This is a genomic window from Exiguobacterium marinum DSM 16307 (genome assembly GCF_000620845.1).
GTDB classification, from domain to species: Bacteria; Bacillota; Bacilli; order Exiguobacteriales; family Exiguobacteriaceae; genus Exiguobacterium; species Exiguobacterium marinum.
On the sequence record NZ_KK211189.1, the window covers coordinates 182725 to 202050 of the forward strand.

23 protein-coding genes and 1 other annotated feature are annotated in these 19326 nt (G+C 47.3%); of the genes, 11 read left to right on the forward strand and 12 right to left on the reverse strand.

From position 1 onward, the window contains the following. The first annotated feature begins 31 nt into the window (after positions 1 to 31). The 3 genes from P400_RS0101285 (at position 32) to P400_RS0101295 (ending at position 1849) form a co-directional block, all read left to right on the forward strand. Complete coding sequence (locus tag P400_RS0101285) at positions 32 to 223, forward strand: hypothetical protein (protein WP_224862903.1); 192 nt, start codon at positions 32 to 34, stop codon at positions 221 to 223. Positions 224 to 309: 86 nt separating this feature from the next. After that, positions 310 to 1092, forward strand: coding sequence for a flagellar motor stator protein MotA (motA, locus tag P400_RS0101290; protein WP_026824519.1), 783 nt, complete (start codon positions 310 to 312; stop codon positions 1090 to 1092). Continuing rightward, positions 1070 to 1849 (forward strand): flagellar motor protein MotB, encoded by a 780-nt coding sequence (locus P400_RS0101295; RefSeq protein ID WP_026824520.1) that lies wholly within the window; start codon positions 1070 to 1072, stop codon positions 1847 to 1849. The genes motA and P400_RS0101295 overlap by 23 nt, the downstream gene beginning before the upstream one ends. Positions 1850 to 1882: 33 nt before the next feature. Here the strand turns inward: P400_RS0101295 and P400_RS0101300 are convergent, their stop codons facing one another. The 4 genes from P400_RS0101300 to P400_RS0101315 form a co-directional block, all read right to left on the reverse strand. Then, positions 1883 to 3307 (reverse strand): dihydrolipoyl dehydrogenase family protein, encoded by a 1425-nt coding sequence (locus tag P400_RS0101300; RefSeq protein WP_026824521.1) that lies wholly within the window; start codon positions 3305 to 3307, stop codon positions 1883 to 1885. Next, positions 3304 to 3669, reverse strand: coding sequence for a DUF1499 domain-containing protein (locus P400_RS0101305; protein WP_026824522.1), 366 nt, complete (start codon positions 3667 to 3669; stop codon positions 3304 to 3306). The genes P400_RS0101300 and P400_RS0101305 overlap by 4 nt, the downstream gene beginning before the upstream one ends. Before the next feature lie 64 nt (positions 3670 to 3733). After that, on the reverse strand, positions 3734 to 5113 hold the full coding sequence (locus P400_RS0101310; protein WP_026824523.1) for a sensor histidine kinase: 1380 nt from the start codon (positions 5111 to 5113) through the stop codon (positions 3734 to 3736). After that, positions 5110 to 5802 carry a response regulator transcription factor gene (locus tag P400_RS0101315; protein WP_026824524.1) on the reverse strand — a complete coding sequence of 231 codons (693 nt, stop codon included), beginning with the start codon at positions 5800 to 5802 and terminating at the stop codon, positions 5110 to 5112. Before P400_RS0101315 ends, P400_RS0101310 begins: the two co-directional genes overlap by 4 nt. Before the next feature lie 125 nt (positions 5803 to 5927). Between P400_RS0101315 and P400_RS0101320 the strand changes: the two genes are divergently transcribed. Beyond that, positions 5928 to 6749, forward strand: coding sequence for a Cof-type HAD-IIB family hydrolase (locus tag P400_RS0101320; protein WP_026824525.1), 822 nt, complete (start codon positions 5928 to 5930; stop codon positions 6747 to 6749). Positions 6750 to 6779: 30 nt separating this feature from the next. Further along, positions 6780 to 7778 carry an alpha/beta hydrolase gene (locus P400_RS0101325; RefSeq protein ID WP_026824526.1) on the forward strand — a complete coding sequence of 333 codons (999 nt, stop codon included), beginning with the start codon at positions 6780 to 6782 and terminating at the stop codon, positions 7776 to 7778. 50 nt (positions 7779 to 7828) lie between these two features. Here P400_RS0101325 and P400_RS15295 read toward each other — a convergent pair whose 3' ends face one another. From P400_RS15295 to P400_RS0101345, 4 genes are all read right to left on the reverse strand, one after another. Beyond that, positions 7829 to 9388, reverse strand: coding sequence for an aromatic amino acid hydroxylase (locus tag P400_RS15295; RefSeq protein ID WP_051545918.1), 1560 nt, complete (start codon positions 9386 to 9388; stop codon positions 7829 to 7831). Between the two features lie 44 nt (positions 9389 to 9432). Next, positions 9433 to 9626: a binding site (T-box leader), on the reverse strand. 143 nt (positions 9627 to 9769) lie between these two features. Then, a complete protein-coding gene (locus P400_RS0101335) occupies positions 9770 to 10447 on the reverse strand; it encodes a uracil-DNA glycosylase (RefSeq protein ID WP_034770695.1) in 678 nt (225 codons plus the stop codon). Positions 10448 to 10527: 80 nt separating this feature from the next. Then, positions 10528 to 11163, reverse strand: coding sequence for an NAD(P)H-dependent oxidoreductase (locus tag P400_RS0101340; protein ID WP_026824528.1), 636 nt, complete (start codon positions 11161 to 11163; stop codon positions 10528 to 10530). Positions 11164 to 11282: 119 nt separating this feature from the next. After that, positions 11283 to 11714: a MarR family winged helix-turn-helix transcriptional regulator gene (locus P400_RS0101345; RefSeq protein ID WP_026824529.1), complete on the reverse strand. Its 432-nt coding sequence runs from the start codon at positions 11712 to 11714 to the stop codon at positions 11283 to 11285. Between the two features lie 159 nt (positions 11715 to 11873). Between P400_RS0101345 and P400_RS0101350 the strand changes: the two genes are divergently transcribed. From P400_RS0101350 to P400_RS0101360, 3 genes are all read left to right on the forward strand, one after another. Then, entirely contained in the window at positions 11874 to 12248 is a 375-nt protein-coding gene (locus tag P400_RS0101350; protein WP_015880488.1) for a hypothetical protein, read from the forward strand. Positions 12249 to 12376: 128 nt separating this feature from the next. Next, positions 12377 to 13261, forward strand: a complete 885-nt coding sequence (locus P400_RS0101355) for a diacylglycerol/lipid kinase family protein (RefSeq protein WP_026824530.1) — start codon at positions 12377 to 12379, stop codon at positions 13259 to 13261. 63 nt (positions 13262 to 13324) lie between these two features. Then, a complete protein-coding gene (locus P400_RS0101360; protein WP_268745956.1) occupies positions 13325 to 13843 on the forward strand; it encodes a GNAT family N-acetyltransferase in 519 nt (172 codons plus the stop codon). Positions 13844 to 13878: 35 nt separating this feature from the next. Here P400_RS0101360 and cbpA read toward each other — a convergent pair whose 3' ends face one another. Then, on the reverse strand, positions 13879 to 14514 hold the full coding sequence (cbpA, locus tag P400_RS0101365; RefSeq protein WP_026824532.1) for a cyclic di-AMP binding protein CbpA: 636 nt from the start codon (positions 14512 to 14514) through the stop codon (positions 13879 to 13881). Positions 14515 to 14700: 186 nt separating this feature from the next. On the opposite strand from cbpA, the gene pdxK reads away from it, so the two are divergent. From pdxK to bshB2, 3 genes are read left to right on the forward strand one after another with little or no spacing between them, the layout of a single operon-like run. Next, positions 14701 to 15525 carry a pyridoxine/pyridoxal/pyridoxamine kinase gene (pdxK, locus tag P400_RS0101370; RefSeq protein WP_026824533.1) on the forward strand — a complete coding sequence of 275 codons (825 nt, stop codon included), beginning with the start codon at positions 14701 to 14703 and terminating at the stop codon, positions 15523 to 15525. A gap of 55 nt (positions 15526 to 15580) precedes the next feature. After that, the gene (locus tag P400_RS0101375) at positions 15581 to 15952 is read left to right on the forward strand and encodes a YojF family protein (protein WP_026824534.1); all 372 of its coding nucleotides are present in this window, start codon (positions 15581 to 15583) and stop codon (positions 15950 to 15952) included. After that, positions 15949 to 16599 (forward strand): bacillithiol biosynthesis deacetylase BshB2, encoded by a 651-nt coding sequence (gene bshB2 / locus P400_RS0101380; RefSeq protein ID WP_026824535.1) that lies wholly within the window; start codon positions 15949 to 15951, stop codon positions 16597 to 16599. Before P400_RS0101375 ends, bshB2 begins: the two co-directional genes overlap by 4 nt. Positions 16600 to 16874: 275 nt before the next feature. Here bshB2 and P400_RS0101390 read toward each other — a convergent pair whose 3' ends face one another. The 3 genes from P400_RS0101390 to P400_RS0101400 all read right to left on the reverse strand — a co-directional run bounded on the left by P400_RS0101390 (position 16875) and on the right by P400_RS0101400 (position 19290). Then, positions 16875 to 17945 carry an MFS transporter gene (locus P400_RS0101390; RefSeq protein WP_026824536.1) on the reverse strand — a complete coding sequence of 357 codons (1071 nt, stop codon included), beginning with the start codon at positions 17943 to 17945 and terminating at the stop codon, positions 16875 to 16877. 165 nt (positions 17946 to 18110) lie between these two features. Further along, the gene (locus P400_RS0101395; protein ID WP_026824537.1) at positions 18111 to 18623 is read right to left on the reverse strand and encodes a type 1 glutamine amidotransferase domain-containing protein; all 513 of its coding nucleotides are present in this window, start codon (positions 18621 to 18623) and stop codon (positions 18111 to 18113) included. An 82-nt stretch (positions 18624 to 18705) separates the two neighbouring features. After that, positions 18706 to 19290: a DNA-3-methyladenine glycosylase gene (locus tag P400_RS0101400; protein WP_026824538.1), complete on the reverse strand. Its 585-nt coding sequence runs from the start codon at positions 19288 to 19290 to the stop codon at positions 18706 to 18708. Between the last annotated feature and the right edge of the window lie 36 nt (positions 19291 to 19326).

A 19326-nucleotide genomic window follows, 5' to 3' on the forward strand; every position in this document is an offset into this window, starting at 1 on the left:
AGATCATTCGATAGAGGATGTCTCACGAAGGTTGGAGCGCCAATCACAATGTATGCCCGCCCACCTTTATTTTCAGCTAGAAGAGTTACTCAATTGGTCACTCGAGCAAGAAGTCGTGAATCAATTGTACGCATTGTTAAAAAAATACGACGTATTAACCGATATAGAGCGTGAAGAACGAAATATCAGCATTCAAATGCTGATAGATGAAAACGGCGCTTAATCATCGGGAACGCATGTTGCGGGAGACGAGTAGCGTCTCTCGCTTTTTTTGTCCTGATTTATTTCGGAAAGGTGGAAAACAAAGACATGGATGTCGTCACGTTAGTCGGACTCATACTCGGGTTCCTCACCCTCGTCGGTGGAATGATATTAAAAGGAGCAGGTGTTGCGCCGCTGATCAACCCAGCCGCACTGGTTATCATTTTTGTCGGTACAGCCGCAGCGGTCAGTATTGCCGTATCGAAAGAGCAGCTGCAGAACGTCCCCAAACTGTTTAAAATCTTGTTCAAAAAACAAGAACTCCCAAGTAAATCCGGATTGCTCACGCAATTCGTCGACTTGTCGACGCAAGCTCGGAAAGAGGGCCTCTTATCACTCGAAACGGCGCTCGAACAAGTCGAAGAACCGTTTTTACGTCAAGGCATGATGATGGTCATCGACGGTCAGCCTTCTGAATATATTGCGGAAGTCATGTCACGTGACATCGAAAACATGGAACAACGCCATAAAGCGAACTCCGACATTTTTACCCAAGCCGGGACATACGCCCCGACACTCGGGGTACTCGGAGCCGTTATCGGATTGATTGCAGCTTTAAAAGATTTATCGGATATTGAAAAGCTCGGCCATGCCATTTCAGCAGCATTCGTGGCAACATTATTCGGAATTTTCACCGGATACGTGCTCTGGTTCCCATTTGCGAATAAACTCAAGCAGTATTCAAAGAGTGAAGTCATCATCAAGGAAATGATGATTGAAGGGATTTTATCGATTCAAAGCGGTGAATCTCCAAAAACGTTAGAAGATAAACTGTCTGTGTATTTGTCTCCAAAGGAGCGAGCTGACTATGAAGCGCAAAAAGAAGCATGATCATGAAGAACACATTCCGGAAGGATGGCTGATTCCTTACGCCGATTTGTTGACCCTCCTGCTTGCGCTTTTCATCGTGTTATTTGCATCGAGCAATGTCGACCAGACAAAGCTTGAGAAAATGTCACAGTCTTTCAACCAAGTATTCTCAGGAGGCGTCAGCGTCTTTCAGGCTTCGACCGCCTCAAACAGTGATATCAGTCGGACGGATAAAACCGATACGACCGCCAACCCACGCACATACGAGCTAGCTCAGCTTGATGAGTTGAAAGAAGATGTGAATCAATACATTAAAAAGAATGGGCTTGAAAGCCAAATCAAAGCGACCATCAACTCGAGTGGTCTGGTCTTGACGATTCAAGATCGTGCCCTCTTCAACTTAGGAGAGGCGACACTCGATACGGATGCTCGGAACGTTGCTCAAAACATCAGTCAGATTTTAGAGAAAGCTGGAAAACGAGAAATTGTCGTTTCCGGCCATACTGATAACATCCCAATCAACACAGCACGTTTCCCGTCAAACTGGGAACTCAGTTCGGCTCGTGCGACAGCGTTCATGCGTGGCCTTTTAGCAAATGACGCCTTGAACCCGGCTCAGTTCACACTGGCAAGTTACGGTGAATTTAAACCAATCGCGACGAACGACACAGAAGAAGGTCGCTCGAAAAATCGACGCGTCGAAGTGCTAATTAAACCACTCGTCGACCTTTCCGAAGGCGAACCAAAGATGATTGAAACCATCACCCTACCTGACTAAAAATCACCCACTCGTTTGAGTGGGTGATTTGTGTTATTGCATCAATTTAAAGTAGCGTCTTGCAAGTTCTGTGAGCGGACTTTCAAACAAGCGTTTCCGCCAATAAAGATCCGTGACTTTCTTCACCGCCTCACTTCGCGACGGATATGGATAAATCATCCTAGACAACTTCCCGATCTTATCGCCACGTTGCATCGCATAGACGACGATTTGCATCCAATCGCCTGCCGATTCACCGACCGCATGCGCACCGATAATCTTTCCATTTTTCTTCGTAATGACTTTGACAAAACCAGCCTCTTGCCGCTCAGCGATAAAGCGATCAACTTCGGACAGTTTCGCTTCATACGTCTCGATGTCATCGCCGTAATGCTCGCGCGCCTCCTGCTCTGTCATGCCAACGTGAAACACTTCAGGGTCTGTGAACGTAATCCACGGTAGCTTACTATAGTCGACCTTGTTCCATAACCCAAATAGTGCGTTCGCGACAACCGCCTTCCCTTCTTCACCGGCCGCATGTGTGAACGGCAGCGTCTTGATTGTATCCCCAATCGCAAAGATATGTGATTGTGACGTTCGATACGAAGATGAGACGTCGATATACCCTTTCGTCACTTGAACGTTTGCCCGGTCGAGACGAAGCGCATCAATCCGTGGAACGCGACCTGTCGCCATGAGCAATTTGTCCGCCTCATATTCAATCGTTTCACCATCTACTTCTGTCGTGACACGGACTCGTCCATCGATTTCATCGACTCGTTTCACCTTCACGCCGATTTTTAAGCGCATCGCCATCTCAAGTTGGGATTTTAAATACGTTGAGACGTCTTTGTCTTCTTTCGGAAGGAAGTCTTCCTGCGCCTCGAGCACCGTGACTTGAGAGCCAAGTCGAACGAATGATTGAGCTAGCTCGAGTCCGACCGTTCCGGCACCGATGACAATCAAACTCTCTGGAAGCGTCTTTTCTTCAAAGACGGTTTCATTTGTTAAGTATGGGACTTGATCTAGTCCATCGATGGGAGGGACTGTTGGTTTCGACCCCGTCGAGATAACAAATTTTTTCCCAATCAATAAATCGTTCCCCACCTTTAGTTCATGCGGACTTTGGAACGAGGCTTCTCCAATATAGACGTCCACGCCAATCTTTTCAAAGCGTTCTGTCCCGTCATGGTCTTGAATGATAGCACGTGCCTTGTCGACTCGTGCCTTAGACATTTGGTAATGCTCTCTTCCATTGAACTCTGTTCCGAGGACACGCGCCGCCCGCATCATCGCATTTGCTTCTTTTGATGCGGCAATCAGCGCCTTAGATGGTACACATCCAACATGTAGGCAGTCTCCACCTAAGTGTTTATTCTTTTCAACAAGCGCTACTTTCACACCTAAATTTGCAGCACCCGCGGCCACCGTCATTCCAGCGGCACCACCACCGATGACTATCAACTGATAATCCTTCATCGAATCAACCTCCGATATTGTTCACTCACATTTTCCATCCGTTTTCGATTCACGCCGAGGTCTGAATAACCGACACGGGATGCGGACCTAAACTCGATTTGTTGAGTCGCATCATCAAATAGAAAATCGACATCATCTTTAAATCGCATCACTTTCGAAGTCACCACATAATGAAGACCATCGTCTGTTTCTTTCACCAGTTCGGCCCGAGACAATTGATTCATTGCCATCTTGATTGCTTCAACCGATTGCTCGCGACTGCCCGCATATGGCAATGGAGACATACGCAATTCCTCAATCGAGGTTTGTGTCGAAACGGCGTTCGGACTTCCTTTTAACGGCTTCAAGGATTGATTTGCCATCATAAAAACCTCCCTCATTCTACATACATCTATATGTAGCCTGAATTCGGGAGGTTTAACCCTTTTAATGTAGTTCGCTCGGATCGAGCGGTAATAAAACGGTCACGGTCGTCCCGTGTCCAATCTCACTCTCGATGACCAGTTTTCCTTCGTGTGCCTCGATCAATTCCTTCGAAATCGCAAGTCCGAGACCGCTACTCCCTTCCGTCACTTGAGCTTGATAAAACATCTCTGTGATGCGCTGTAAATGCTCACGAGAAATACCAGGACCTTCATCGATGATCGAGATGAAGGCGACGCGTTCTGATTGAACGAAACGAATCGTCAATGTCCCACCGTCTGGTGAGAAGCGAATCGCGTTCTCGAGAATATTTAAAAACACTTGCTTCAATCGGTTCTCATCAAAAAGTCCGACCGACTTTTGAGGATACCGTTCAACGAGCGTGATGTCTTTGTCTTCGAGTGACTGCTTTAACTGCAACGTCACTTTTCGCAACAAGGAAACTAAATCCAGTTCCTGACGATACAAGACCAATCGACTCTCTTCGATTTTTGTATAATCAAGTAACTGTTCCACAAGACCAATCATACGCTCCGTTTCGGAATGGATGATGCTCAAACCAAGCTCTGTTTCTTCAGACAGTTTCTCATCGCCTCCCCGAATCGTCTCGGTCCATCCTTTAATCGATGTGAGAGGTGTTCGAAGCTCATGTGAGACGCTCGAGAGAAATTCGTTCCGTGTCGATTGATGTTGTTGCACTTTCGCACCTAAATACGTGAGGGTTCGAGCCAATGCCCCTAGCTCATGTTTCTCATTCGATTCAACCGATACATCGAAGTCGCCCTGAGCCATCTCATCAGCGGTTTCAATCATTTGACGAATCGGTCTGACGAAGCGATCGGCAATCCGAATGACGGTGTACAGAGCAAGTAACCAGATCAAGACACCAATTATGACGACCGTCATCCAAATTTCGCGAATGAGCGTATCCAAGTCTTCAAGCGGGCGCGTGAAACTAATGGCAAACTCTGACGTATCATTTGTCACAATTGGGCTCGTGACAGACAGATAGTGCTCTTCACCGACATCATAGTCTTGTACGACCGATTCACCTCGTGCAAGCTCTTGTAATTGTTCTTGAGAAAAAGAGGCCTGTCTAGTCCGTTGACCGGTCGTTTTGACAATCGAACCGCTCCGGTCGACAATCGTCAAATCGGTTCCTGGATATCCGAATGTTCGGACGAGGACAGAGAACGCACTAGGCGTCTCAAACCCGACTTGGGCTTGAGGATATAGATATGCACTTGTTGTCGCATGACTCAGTAACGCTTCTGACTCATACTCGTAATAGTATCGATATGTCCCGTAAGACAAGACGCTGACGAGCAGAAGTAAGACGATCGTCACAACAATCATCATGCGAATGACTAACTGTTGTTTCATGCCTCATGTCTCCGCCATTTATATCCGTGACCCCATAACGTCTCAATATAGATCGGATGACTCGGATCGTCTTCGATTTTTTGACGCAGGCGTCGAATATTGACATCGACCGTTTTTCGATCGCCGAAGTAATTGACCCCCCATACCGCGTCGAGTAACGCATCGCGTGACAAGACGATCTCTTCATTTTGAACGAGATGACAAATCAAGTCGTACTCTGTTGGTGTTAAATCAATAGATTGTCCGTACTTTGTCACTTGCTTCGCTGCAAGGTCGATTGCGAACGGTCCCGACTTCAAGCGTTTCGAGTCTTTTCGTTTCACTTTCTCGACTCGGCGCAATAATGCTTGAATGCGCGCGACCAACTCACCTGGACTAAACGGTTTAGCGATGTAATCGTCTGCTCCTTTTCCGAGTCCTTCAATTTTATCTTCTTCGAGCGTTCGTGCCGTCAACATGATGATTCCGACGTTTTCATCGATATCCCGAATAGCGGCACATGCTTCGAATCCATCCATTTCTGGCATCATGACATCTAACAAAACAACGTCAAACGGTTCACGATCAAACGCGGTAACCGCTTCACGACCGTTTGTTGCCTCGAACACATCGAATCCTGCTCGTTTTAAGTTGACAATAATGAAGCTGCGAATCGCATGTTCATCCTCAGCTACTAAAATTCGATTCATATTTCCACCTCTTCTAGAGTTCACTTCTCTACATTATAGTTACGTTTTTGCGACAAGGTTGTCAATTGACCTTAAAAAGGTTTAGGATTGTATCATTAGATTCTGAAGGAGGACCCCCTACTACTATGAGTTACAAGATGATTGTATTAGATATGGATGATACGCTCTTCACGAGCGACCATACGATTTCCCCGAAGACAAAAGAAGCACTTCTCGATGCGCAGGCACGCGGCTATAAAGTCGTACTGGCGAGCGGACGACCTACGTTTGCGATGTGGGAGGCAGCCCGCGAATTGGAGCTCGCGAAATATGGAAGCTTCATCTTATCGTTCAACGGTGCCTCGGTCATTAATTGTGCGACAAATGAAGAGATTTTCTCAAGTACGCTCCAACCGGACACGGTCGCCCATCTCCATGATATCAGTGAACGGGAAGGAATCGCGATTCATACGTACGTCGGTAACGAAATCGTAACCGATCGTCCGAACTCTTATACGGATATCGAAGGTGAATTGACGGGCATGCCTGTCGTACATGTCGACAACTTTAAAGAAGCTGTGACGGCTCCGGTCGTCAAATGTTTGATGCTCGCGGATGGTGACACGCTCGCTCCGATTGAAACGAAGCTACAAGAAGAGTTGGCCGGAAAACTAGCCGTCGCTCGTTCAAAACCATTCTTCTTAGAGTTCACAGAAGCCGGTGTCACAAAAGGCACAAGCCTCGCCTTACTAGCCAATCAACTCGGTATCGCACAAGACGAAGTGATCGCTTGCGGTGACGGAAACAATGATTTGACGATGATTGAATGGGCAGGTCTAGGCGTTGCGATGGGTAACGCTAACACGACAGTTAAAGGGAAAGCGGACTTCATTACGAAGTCAAACAATGAAGACGGCATCGCTCATGTCATCGAGACATATATGACGGACGTATTCGTCACGCAATAAGCTTCTGATTGTAGAAAGGGAGGAAGTAAGATGAATAAAGGGTTGAAACGTGCTGGAGTCGGATTGATTGGAACAGCAGTCGCAGGAGCGGCTTATGTGTTACTTTCTCCTAAACCAGCGACACGTTTAATCAAAACTTCGTTCGCAGGGGGGAACGAAGTGGAGATGAAAGAATTTGAGGAAGTCGTTCAAAAAACGTCTGTCCGAAAAGACATCGACTACTTGTCTTCTTATGACAATGGAATGTTTGATTTGATTCGTTATGAAGGAAACGGACGAACTGTGCCGACGATTTTTTGGGTGCATGGTGGATCATTCGTCGGCGGAGATAAATCGGATGTGTTAAAATATGCCACTTCGATTGCGAGTAACGGCTACAATGTCGTCAGTATCAATTACGCACTCGCACCTGACGTGATGTATCCGACCCCGCTCAAACAAATCGAGGAGGCGTACTCATTTATCGCTGAGAACAATGACCGCTTCCGTCTCGACTTAGACCGCATCTTCTTTGCGGGTGATTCGAACGGTGGACAGCTCGCCGCACAGTTTGTCGGCATCCAGTTGAATGACGACTATTCGCCTTCTGCCGAAGTTGAGCAAGTCGTACCGAAGTCCTCTATTCTCGGAGCCATCCTCTTGTCTGCTCCGCTCGACTTGAAGCGCGCATGGCTCGAATCATCGAAGTCAGTAAACCGCTTCTTGTTCAAACGAATCGGATGGGCTTACTTCGGCACATACAATTGGGAGACCCTACCGGTTGTCGCCGAAGCTTCGCCACTCGTCAATGTACCGGCCACATTCGTCCCAACGTTTATCGCGGACGGGAATGACCATTCCTTTGAAGAGCAGGCCAAGGAATTTGCGACGATTCTTTCAGGACGGACGGATGTCACGACTGTCTTTTATGATCAGAATGAGCACGAGCTCGGTCATAACTATTACTTCGAAATGGACCGCCCAGCGGCTAACTCTACGTATCGCCGTTTGATTACGTTCTTACGCGAAGCGACAAATCAATCTGTATAAATGCACAAGAGGCGACGTTCTCCTACTATGGAAAACGTCGCCTCTTTTCGTTAGCGCAATAGTTCGAACGCACGACCAATCAATTCATTACGGGATGAAGAGGTATGACGCAATGCTTCAAGGCGTTCAATCAATGTCTGTTTCAGTCCTTCGTCATTCACCAGTTCCAGACACTCGATGTGTAATAACCAGGCGTCAGGATGGTTCGTTAAAATCTCTGGAATGAGACCATCAATCGATTCTCCCCGCGCACGCATGAGATGAATTCGATTGAACATCGGGTCATCGTTCGTCCATACACGTTCATCTCGCTCGATGATTACGGGTTTTTCGATGACCATCAGCTCGTCTACCGTCGTTCCTGGGAAGATCGATGGAAGCGAGTCGACACGTACCTCGAGTGAGTCGAGAGGAATCGTCCGTCCTTCTAACTGAACGTTCACGTCTTGGAGCAGATCAGATGCACAGGCTTGACGAACGGTCGTCCCGTCCCCGAGGAGGTCATCGCAGTCTAGCGCAGATTCCGTATCATGGACAATGAGGAGTCCATGACGCTCTCGTTTCGTTAACTGACCACTTTTTACAATGGTGCATTCATCCCATTGAATGAGCGTATGTTCTTTCGACTCCGTCATGTGGCGAACGATGCCGACACGTTCTGATCCGTCTTCGAGTCGAATCGTCGACTGACTTCCCGACGCCAACGCTTTCGCCACGGATTCAATTCCACCTTTTCGAATCGCCATTCTTCCTTCTAGTTCATCTAAGACAGAAGAGAGTGTCTCAAAGTTTGGAATAACGAACAGCTCTTTTTGCATGTTTGTCACGTCCTGCTTCGTCTGTAGCGCGTGCTCTAAGTCGAATGGATGTTTGACGACCGCATCCGTCAGACAGTGACGGCTCTCTCCGACAGAGGACAAGAGACCTGCCCCGTAAATCATCGGACGCTCGAGGTCACCAATCAATCCAAATTCAACAGTCCACCAAAAGATTCGTGCGACTTGTTGCGCCTCTGAGAAGCCAGTCACTTGCGCTTTCGCCTCATGGACGGCTTTTTCCGCCGCCTCGATGTCTTGTTCGGTCGAATTGGCATTTTCCTTCACAATCGTCAAGCGTTTCAATGCTGCGAACGAGGCATGCTCTTCTCGGTTCATGAACGCCTTGGCCCCTAATTGACCGAAGCGTTTAACGATTTCCGAAAACGTCGGGTCCATCAACATCGGCGCATGTCCTGCCGCCTCATGAATGATGTCAGGCGCTGGACTGTATAAAATATTCTCGACTTTCCGAATGTCTGTCGCGACCGGCAGCATCCCATTTCCTTGGAAGTCAAAAAAGGCAACACCGGGGATGAGTCCATCCACTGCGACCGTCGACCATCCTGCCGTCTGCATCTCATCCGTCATCAGTTCGACGTTCGGCAATCGGTCCGGTCCCATTCCCGTCCGTTTCAATCCTTCGATGTAAAACGGATGCGCCTTCCCTTCTAACGTATGCAAGTTCAACCGCAACACGAAACGCCAAACGGCGTGATCCGTTGGTGTGTATTCATTGTAGAACTGCGGTGAAATATGTGGGGCTAGGTGTTTTGGAATCAATTGTGTCAACATATGAAGTCCTCCTTTGAAATCAAAAAATCCCTATCGATTGAATCGATAGGGACGACAAAGCCGCGGTACCACCCTAGTTACTAGAGAATATCTAGTCACTTGATCCGATAACGGGGGACCGCTCAATCACGAGAGCTCGGGAACTGTAATTCGATTCATCTTTTGGGCGTGTTCGCAGCACCACACGCTCTCTGGGCCATGGAAGATGTCTCTACTTCGGTTCTTTCTTCGCTTTTCTTACATATTCAATTCTTTATCTTTTATACAGTTATGCTGTTATGCATATATGCTTTTAAGCACTAAAGTGACGTCTTGTTAGTTACTGTACCAAAGCTAAACAAAGGCGTCAACAAAAAACAGCCTACGAATTTTCGCAGACTGTCAGAGACACCACTCAATCGGGGGTTTTCCCCACTCATTCAATGCATCGTTTACTTGGGAGAATGGCTTAGAGCCGAAGAATCCACGATGGGATGACAACGGACTTGGATGTACCGACGTGAGCACTTTATGTTGGTCTCCAATCCATTTCATTTTCTTCTTCGCATCATTTCCCCACAAAATGAATACGATTGGTTCCTCACGACTCCCGAGCCGCTCAATGATGGAGTCAGTGAACTGTTCCCACCCTTTTCCACGGTGAGAGCCCGCCTTCCCCGCTTCAACCGTCAGTGCCGTATTTAAGAGAAGGACCCCTTGTTTCGCCCATTTCTCAAGATTGCCACTCTTCGGGAGGTCACATCCAACGTCATCTTTTAGTTCTTGAAAGATGTTTCGTAGAGACGGTGGGAAACGTACCCCGTCCTGCACCGAAAAACTGAGTCCATGCGCTTGATTCGGTCCGTGGTACGGATCTTGCCCTAAAATGACGCACTTCACCTCACTGAATTTCGTGTAAATAAATGCGTTCCAAATGTCTTCTCGGGTCGGGTAAACGATCGTTTCTTCATAAGCTTGGTCGACGAATTGCCTCAACTGTTGAAAATAGGGCTGTTTCATTTCCTCTTGGATGATATCCGTCCAATCTCCAAGCAGTCGACTCGATAACTGATCTGCCATTGCATACTCCCCTTTCCCTTTGTATCATACCCAAAATAATTGCATACAAAAAGACGAGTCGATCGACTCGTCCTTCAAGGTTATACCGTTACTGCGCCTGCTACTTCTTTTGCAAGTGCTTCTGCTTTCGCTTTCGCGTCCGCCACGATCTCTTCGATTTTGTCTGGGTATTGGTTCATCCCTTCAACCGCTACCGTTGTGACTTCAGATACACCGACAAACGCGAGCGCTTGACGGAGGTACGCGTCCGCAAAGTTGAGGTCCGTTCCTGTGTAGATTCCACCCGTTCCTTGGATGTGAATCGCTTGTTTGTTTTCAAGCAAGCCGACAGGTCCTTGCTCTGTGTAACGGAACGTTTTGCCCGCCATAAGGACGCTATCGAGGAACATTTTCATACGCGCTGGGAAGAAGAAGTTCCACATTGGTGTCGCGAATACGTAGAGATCCGCTTCCATGAATGTCTCGAGCATGCTACTCATCGTTCCTACTTTTTTCGCTTCCACGTCAGTGAGTGCTTCACCTGACGCGAATTTGCCCCATGCGCTAAGCACATCTCCATCGATTTCTTGTACATCGACATCGTAGAGTTCAATTGCTTCTACTTCGATTGATTCGTTTTCAGCCTTAAGTGTCGATACGAATGTTTCTGCAACTTGCTTGCTGTATGAAAGTTCAGCTGGTTTCGGGTTAGCCGATACATATAATACTTTAGTCATCGTGTAATCCTCCATTTGTGTAATCTATACTTTTTCAATAACAGTTAGAACTATATCATCTGTATATCTCATCGTCAATTATTTTAATTTCAAGATATTATGTAAAAAAGCAACGGGCTTTATTTGCCCGCTGCGTTATAACCGACTCGTTTTAATAACGTAATCAATTGTTCCGTCTCTTCATCACTTAACGGTCCATATATATCTTTGAAGATTTCAATATGTTGCGGATAGACGACGTCCATGAGCGTCTGTCCATCGTCTGTCAACGAGGCGTACGTGACGCGACGGTCAGACGGACAGGCGATTCGTTCAATCAGCCCTCGCTTCTCCAACTTGTCGATGACGTATGTCACACTACCGCTCGTAATCAAAATCTGATCCCCAATTTGTTGTAGCGGGGTGTCTCCTCGTTTATACAGTACGGATAAAACACCGAACTCTGTTGAATTTAACTGGTGGCGTCGTAAATCTTCTTTCACACGATCACTGATGGCATCCATCGTCCGCGCAAGAACGACCCACGCCTTCAATTCAAGGGATTCAATCATGTCGGTTTCACCTCAATTCGTTCATCATATATCACTAGTATAGCAGGACTTATGAAGTATAAGCCGGGAAAAATTCTTCGTCAAGGAACTTCTTCATTGTCGCCTATGTCGGAAACGTTTAGAATGGTAGTATTGTGATTTTAAGAAGGGGTGGACCGTATGCGTGAGTATTACGAAATTTCATTGACGATTAAACGGGAGTTTTTGCATGCTGTCATCGATTTGTTGAATCGGGAAGGCATCGCACCGGACTATGCGCTCGAAAAAGAAGGTGCGGTCTTTTTGTTATTCAATCATTTACCTTGGCCAAACGTGACCCGTGAACCGCATGCCGTGGAACGTTTCTTGTTGACGTTGAAACGATCGGACTATTTATTCGTCAAAACGAAACGTAAATCACCGGTCCCCGATCATGAACCGGTCGCGTGTATGGGTGCCCTCGTCTCTCCGTTCAATGAACATTTGCGGATTGAGCTCGCGGTCGATGAGTCTGAAGCGAGTCATTTAGATATGTCCGCATTTCGTCATTACTAAACAAAACGATAATCCCCCATGACGGTTAGACCGAAACAACTAGCCGACATGGGGATTTTTTTAGGAGTAGCTGTTTTCTTTGACGGGAATAAAGGACAGTATTCGAATGAAAAAGGAGACATGTCGGAATGGACACAGTCATGTTAATCGTCAATCCATCCTCAGGAAAAGAGTTGGGGGAACAACATGCGACACATGCCGAAGAGGTGTTGCGCGAACGATATGGACACGTCGATGTCCGATTCACTGAAAAGGAACAGGATGCGACGGACTTCGCACGTGAAGCAGCAGAAAAGCACTACCAGGCCGTCATTGCGATGGGTGGGGACGGAACCTTGAACGAAGCGGTAACCGGCCTGGCCGAAGCCACTCATCGACCTGACTTCGGCATCATCCCACTCGGTACGGTCAACGACCTCGCCCGTGCACTCGGTGTCCCAAGCAATCCTAAAAAAGCGATCGAGGCACTTCGTGATGCCAAACCGACGCCGATGGATATCGGAAAATATGAGAACGGTTATTTCATGAACGTCATCGCCATCGGCCTCATTGCCGAAGCGGTCGACGAAGTAAGTGTGGAAGAAAAAACAAAATGGGGACCGTTCGCCTACCTGATTGAAGGAATTAAAGCCTTCAGAGAACATAGCCCATATGAACTGATGGTTGAGAGTGAGGACGGACAATTTGATAATAAGGCATATCTCGCCGTCATCGCTTTGACGAACTCAGTCGGAGGTTTTGAAAATTTCGAACCGGATGCGCGACTCAACGATGGGCTTCTTCATGTCTATATTTTTGAAGAACTTCGTCTAAAAGATGCCCTTCAATTAACACCCGCCCTATTCACAGGAAAACTGAAGGAGACCGACAGCGTCACATCATTTTGTACGAAATGTGTGAAAGTAAGCTCGCCTGATTCCCTTCCGGTAAACGCAGATGGAGACACAGGCGGTGCGTTGCCGCTCACATTTGAGATTTTACCGAGCCATTTAAACGTATTGAAGCCGATCTAAGAGCAGGACTTTTATCAATGGAACCGAATGTTTTTAAGCGAGAAAGGAGAATGACCTATTAATATCTCGCTTGTTCCACTTACAACAGCAACCGACGACATCGTCAATACGTTCAATCGTTGGAATAACGACCCACAAATCGTACATCTCATTCGACCGAGCCGCTCTGAAGAAGAATTGACCGCCCATTATGAGATGACAGTTGATGATTTAGAAGAACGGCTCTTAACGCATGACATTTTTCTCATCTATGCAGATGACCATCTCGTTGGAGAAATGAACGTTATGTATGACCCGCCTCACTTGTATCGTCAACAACCCGGTACGGCATGGCTCGGTTTCATCATCGGTGAATCCATCGGTCGAGGGAAAGGCGTCGGTACGGAAGCTCTTCGTTTGTTAGAAGAGATATTGCGAGCCAAACAAACGCCTCGTATGGAACTCGGCGTATTTGCCTTCAACCATGCGGCCCATCGTCTCTATTCAAAATGTGGCTATCAAGAAATTGGACGGATCGAGCATTTCACCTATTGGGATGATCAATTTTGGGCCGATATTCGTATGGAGAAACGCTTTGACTAAAAAATCCTCCCACTTGATGTGGAAGGATTTTTTACTTAATTATTCAAATTTTCGACTTCGACGATGCGGAAGCCTTTTTGTTCGAGCTTAGAGACTACTTTGTTCTTCTTATCTTCATCGCAATCAGGTGGCAGCGTCACGAGCACCCGACGTACTACCTTACTTTTCGCATCGAGTGTCATCAGGCTCGCAATCGATGTGTACTTGTTCACGACTTTCGTGATTTTTTCGAGCGCCCCCGCTTGTTCACTCAAGGCAATCGTCAAGACGTAGCTTCCTGTGTCACGACTCCACGCCTCTTCGAGCATGCCGAGCATCTTACCGTGTGGCAAAATTCCATAAAACTCGTTGCTTTCATCTTTTAATACCGCAATGTACGGCAATTCTTTGATGGAGAAGAATACTTCGAAGAACCCATCGGATTCATGAACGTATTTTTGCGTATTTTTAATAAGTGTCATCACATTATCATCCATGTTTTCCCCGTTCATTCCATGACGATAAATATGCATTTTATAAATGTTACCGCGGAAAAATGTTCCCGTCTCGTCTAAAACAGGTACACAGCGATACCCTGTTTCTTCAAGCGTATGAAGCGCTTCCCGCAATGTTGCCTTTTCACTGATGGTGACAACATCTTTCTTTGGGATACATAAGCTATGCACTAACATGCGTTTTCCTCCTAGCCAATAATAAAGTGGTCTACACCCTATTCATTATTATTCCCCAAATATGATGAATATCCTGCATGTTTTTTCTGAAAAGTTATGAACACTTCTTTTAATCCTTGAATTTGTCGGAATTCGAAAAAGTCGTTATAGTGAAACTATCCAAACAGACAAAGGGGATGAACGATTATGACGATGAAAAAAGCATTGACGATTGCCGGTTCTGATACGAGTGGCGGCGCGGGTATCCAAGCCGATCTCAAAACGATGGAAGAACTCGGTGTGTATGGCATGACAGCCTTGACTGTCATTGTGGCACAAGATCCACATAACGCATGGAACCATGAAGTCTTTCCAATCGATACGACATTGATTGAAAAGCAAATCGATACGGTTCTCGCTGGAATCGGAGTCGACGCGGTGAAGACAGGTATGCTCCCGACACCTGAAATCATTGAACTCGCTGCGCGTAAAATTAAAGAGTATGGCATCAAGAATGCGGTCGTCGACCCAGTCATGGCATGTAAAGGTGCCGATGAAATTCTTGATCCGAACGTTGCGGTCGCAATGCGGAAACACCTCGTGCCGGTCGCAAAAATCATCACACCGAACTTATTCGAGGCGCGTATGCTCGCTGGCCTCGACAAAACACCATCGACGATGGACGAAATCAAAGAAGCAGCTCGTTTAATCCATGAGCTCGGCGCGGAAATCGTCATCGTTAAAGTCGGTGGCAAACTCGGATTCGACACAGCGTTTGACGTCTTATACGACGGAAACGAATTCCGTCTACTTGAAAGTGAAAAAATTAAGCCTGCGTTCACACATGGTGGCGGGTGTACGTTCTCTTCTGCCATCGCAGCTTCTCTCGCAAACGGTCATACGGTCGATGAAGCAATCGAAATCGGCAAAGAGTTTATCACAGAAGCAGTTCGTCACTCATTCCGTCTAAACCAATACGTTGGACCGACGAACCATACAGGGTACCGCAAAAAAGTAGCTGCACAATCGTAAAAAGATGACCCGGAACCGCGTGTTTCGGGTCATCCTTTCCATTGGAGGGACAGACGTGAAAGCAATTCAACCCAATCACATTCAACAATATTTAGACAGTCACGTCGCAACACCGCTTTTCGTACATGTTGAGACAACAAACGGTGCCTATGCGACACATAACGACCCCGACTTTCATAATGCCGGGATGTTTATTCGTAACGCTAAAATCGAATATAGCATCGGTCAAATCAAAGGAAACGGACCTTATCGAGTCGGATTAAAACTTGATCATGGCTGGCTCTATGTGGAAGGTTTGACCGATTTTGAAGTGCATGGTGAGCAGCTGTTACTCGCTGGTCACGATCGTCTCGGACGCCTGGCATGTGCACTTCATATCGATGTAAAACCGCTCCCTCAAGGAGCTTCGGAGGTGGAAAATCAATGAATGGACCATTACTCGTCATCTTCCCACATCCAGACGATGAGGCGTTCAGCTCAGCCGGAACGATCATTCAACATCGTCAAAAAGGGCTTCCGGTCACGTATGTCTGTTTAACACTCGGTGAGATGGGGCGCAACATGGGCTCCCCAATTTTTACGACACGTGAAGAACTCCCTAAAATTCGAAAACGTGAATTAGAAGAGGCTTGTCGGATAATGGAAATCGAAGACCTGCGCATGTGGGGTCTTCGTGATAAAACCGTCGAGTTCGAAGACGAAGCCGCACTCGCTGCTCGTTTCCGCGCCTTGATTGACGAAGTGAAGCCGGAAACCGTCATCTCATTCTATCCAGAATATGCCGTTCACCCGGACCATGAAGCGACAGCTCGTGCCGTCGTACGAGCACTTCAGGAGATGGGAGAAGCGCGCCCTGAGTTTTTAGGTGTCGCATTCGATCGCCGCACAGAAGAAGAGCTCGGACAACCTCACGTGATCGTCGATGTGACGGAAGAAAGTGAACAGAAGAAAGACTCCCTCTTTGCCCATCGTTCTCAGACGGAAGGTCTTCTACGCGCCATTGACAATGCAGAAAACGCCCACGTTATGGAGTTACTCCAACGTGAGCGCTTCTATCATTATCCGTTCTCATGATTCATAGGCTAGGCGGGTCATATACAGCAAGGCCCCGACGGTCCCAAGACCAATCAACGTTCCGAATACTACAACGATTTGTCCCATGTTTTCACCTCTTCTAGACTTTACGAACGTTTCAATTGATTGGTTTCAAACAGGGCACCCACTTATTAGGGTGTGCTGTTTTTTTATGTACAAAATTTGATTATTTTCATCATACACTCAATATCCTGTCATTTCGTCCGTCTTAAGACGTAAAAACAGACATGGCTTATGGCCCATGCCTGTCATGATTATGAGTGAGTCGCATGAACGAACCAAACGACAAGTCCGATTAGTATGAACGCAAGAAATAGCGACGATGTCGTTCCCCCAATAAAGACAATCCCTAATATGAGGATACCGAGATGCCATACCATCGAGATAGACGATTCCGTCGTCGCTCGAATGGATGAAGGAACTTGATGGTGCAACAGTCCATAATAGAGTGGTTCCATCGCCCCATATAGAAGTCCCAACAATCCCATCACACCAATTCCGATTGGACTCGGAAATAAGCCGATGAAGAGAAACCCGCCACCCATCACCCAACCGAATCGCTTCAACCAACGTTCTGAAGGCGCAAAATGCACGATGGTACCTGCGAACAGCTGTCCTGGCAACTGAATCAAGAGCAAACCACTTGAAATGACACCGAACCAATAAATCGGAACGGACACATCGCGAGCGTACAGTTGCCAAAATTCATCGATGAAATTGAAGGCAGACACCGCTGCCAAAACACTGATTGTGACATGCCGAAGTTGCTTCTTCGACCAAACGAATTGAAACCCTTTGAACAAATGCCGCCACGTCAAACGTTCCTCTCGCTCTCGATGAGTCGGTTCGACAAGAAATAGGCTAGAGATGGTCGCAATCATCAAACTCAAAATCGAGAGCTTGTAGTTCCACTCCATGGGAAGGTACTGAGCCAAAACACTTCCGCTCAATGCCGCCATCACAGCGGCCACGATCCCAATCGCGTTCAGTTTCCCGAGTACCCGTTCGAATGACGACGCTTCGCGACTTTCCTGTAACGACTCGTACAGCAAAGCATTCTCTGCCCCACTTCGAATGACCGACCCGACGGCTGAACAACTGATGGCGACAAAGAAACCGGTGAACGTGAACGAATACAAAATGACAATAAACGACAGCCACTCTAATCCGACACCGATTTGGATGAGTCGACGCCGTGCCGTATGGTCCGCCCATACACCAGTTGGTACTTCTAGTAGTACGATGATGAGCGCATACACCATCTCTAAATAAACGACTTCCTGAATGGAGATGCCCCGTGACTCCCAGAACAGCCGTTCAATCACGTATGCAGGAATCAGCCCTTCAAACCAACGAACCCACCCTAGTCGGACAACGTTTCGACGAACTTAACTCGGTGAACGTGCTCGTTTTCTCACTTGAATCTCCTCCTTACTTGTCTATTCCCGAAAACACAAAAAAACCACGAGACGAATCTCGTGGTCGACGTGTTATTTTAATAAGTTGAGAATCTCACGGTTGAACGCCGGAATGTCATCCGGCTGACGGCTCGTCACGAGCTGGTTTTGGCAGACAACGACTTCTTTGTCCGCATATTTCGCTCCAGCATACTCCATGTCGACTTTAATCGATTTATATCCGGTTGCATCACGACCTTCAAGCGTCTTCGCCGTAATCAATAGCTGTGGTCCGTGACAGATGGCAAACACAGGCTTCTTCGCGTCCATGAAGGCTTTGGCGAACGAAACGAACCGCTCGTCTTCACGTAACAAGTCAGGAGAGAATCCGCCTGGTAAGAGAAGGGCGTCAAAATCTTCTGGCGATACATCGTCAATCGATTGATCGATGTTCACTTTCGCCTCTCCTTGTTTTCCTTCTACCGTATTGCCTGCTTTCTTCTCGATTGTCACGACGTCATGTCCCGCATCCACCAATGCGTCACGGGGACCCGTGAATTCTACATCTTCAAACATATCTGTAATGAGCGTTGCTACTTTTGCCATGTTCTAAACACTCCCTCTGTTTGTTTTATGCACATAGGGACTGTTCCACAGGCATGAATCACTTAAACATCACTGCATGCATTCAACGGAACTTCGAGACGTACGGATTGTCGCGTTCAAAGAAGCGATACGGGTAGTCACGGGCCTCGCCCGTATTCGGAATCCCGATACGTGGACCCGCCTCGATCACCATTTCAGTCTCACCTTCCGCAATATAGAGCGGGTCTTGTTGGAACGAGTGTCCGTATAAATCCATCGTGATTCCGAGTGCTTTCGTCAACTTCCCCGGTCCGTTCGTTTGGTCATATCGCTTCACCCCGGGACGATTCGCCGCAACCCATTCATGACCTTGAATCGGTTCGACGGCCCGAATCAACACGGCTTCCGGTGTCCCGACTGGTCCGCTGACCACGTTCAAGAGTGTATGCGTATGCATTTGATACGTGTATACATGTCCCGGTTTTCCGAACATGACTTCCGTTCGCTTCGTCCGACGTCCCCCGAAACTGTGTGCCGCTCGGTCGATGGCACCGAGATAAGCTTCTGTCTCGACAATCTTTGCGATGATGTCGCCTTCCGGGTGTCGTCTCACCAAATATTGACCGAGTAAGGAGCGGGCCAAATCGAGTGTCGGTTGTTCATAAAATGCCACATCGAGTCGCTTCATAGTTCCACCTCCGTTTGTCCCATTTTCTCAAAAGTC

Bases quoted from the DNA above. Each gene is read 5' to 3' on its own strand.
- motA (WP_026824519.1), top strand. From the start codon at position 310: ATGGATGTCGTCACGTTAGTCGGACTCATACTCGGGTTCCTCACCCTC.
- P400_RS0101295 (WP_026824520.1), top strand. From the start codon at position 1,070: ATGAAGCGCAAAAAGAAGCATGATCATGAAGAACACATTCCGGAAGGA.
- P400_RS0101300 (WP_026824521.1), bottom strand. From the start codon at position 3,307: ATGAAGGATTATCAGTTGATAGTCATCGGTGGTGGTGCCGCTGGAATG.
- P400_RS0101305 (WP_026824522.1), bottom strand. From the start codon at position 3,669: ATGGCAAATCAATCCTTGAAGCCGTTAAAAGGAAGTCCGAACGCCGTT.
- P400_RS0101310 (WP_026824523.1), bottom strand. From the start codon at position 5,113: ATGAAACAACAGTTAGTCATTCGCATGATGATTGTTGTGACGATCGTC.
- P400_RS0101315 (WP_026824524.1), bottom strand. From the start codon at position 5,802: ATGAATCGAATTTTAGTAGCTGAGGATGAACATGCGATTCGCAGCTTC.
- P400_RS0101320 (WP_026824525.1), top strand. From the start codon at position 5,928: ATGAGTTACAAGATGATTGTATTAGATATGGATGATACGCTCTTCACG.
- P400_RS0101325 (WP_026824526.1), top strand. From the start codon at position 6,780: ATGAATAAAGGGTTGAAACGTGCTGGAGTCGGATTGATTGGAACAGCA.
- P400_RS15295 (WP_051545918.1), bottom strand. From the start codon at position 9,388: ATGTTGACACAATTGATTCCAAAACACCTAGCCCCACATATTTCACCG.
- P400_RS0101335 (WP_034770695.1), bottom strand. From the start codon at position 10,447: ATGGCAGATCAGTTATCGAGTCGACTGCTTGGAGATTGGACGGATATC.
- P400_RS0101340 (WP_026824528.1), bottom strand. From the start codon at position 11,163: ATGACTAAAGTATTATATGTATCGGCTAACCCGAAACCAGCTGAACTT.
- P400_RS0101345 (WP_026824529.1), bottom strand. From the start codon at position 11,714: ATGATTGAATCCCTTGAATTGAAGGCGTGGGTCGTTCTTGCGCGGACG.
- P400_RS0101350 (WP_015880488.1), top strand. From the start codon at position 11,874: ATGCGTGAGTATTACGAAATTTCATTGACGATTAAACGGGAGTTTTTG.
- P400_RS0101355 (WP_026824530.1), top strand. From the start codon at position 12,377: ATGGACACAGTCATGTTAATCGTCAATCCATCCTCAGGAAAAGAGTTG.
- cbpA (WP_026824532.1), bottom strand. From the start codon at position 14,514: ATGTTAGTGCATAGCTTATGTATCCCAAAGAAAGATGTTGTCACCATC.
- pdxK (WP_026824533.1), top strand. From the start codon at position 14,701: ATGACGATGAAAAAAGCATTGACGATTGCCGGTTCTGATACGAGTGGC.
- bshB2 (WP_026824535.1), top strand. From the start codon at position 15,949: ATGAATGGACCATTACTCGTCATCTTCCCACATCCAGACGATGAGGCG.
- P400_RS0101395 (WP_026824537.1), bottom strand. From the start codon at position 18,623: ATGGCAAAAGTAGCAACGCTCATTACAGATATGTTTGAAGATGTAGAA.
- P400_RS0101400 (WP_026824538.1), bottom strand. From the start codon at position 19,290: ATGAAGCGACTCGATGTGGCATTTTATGAACAACCGACACTCGATTTG.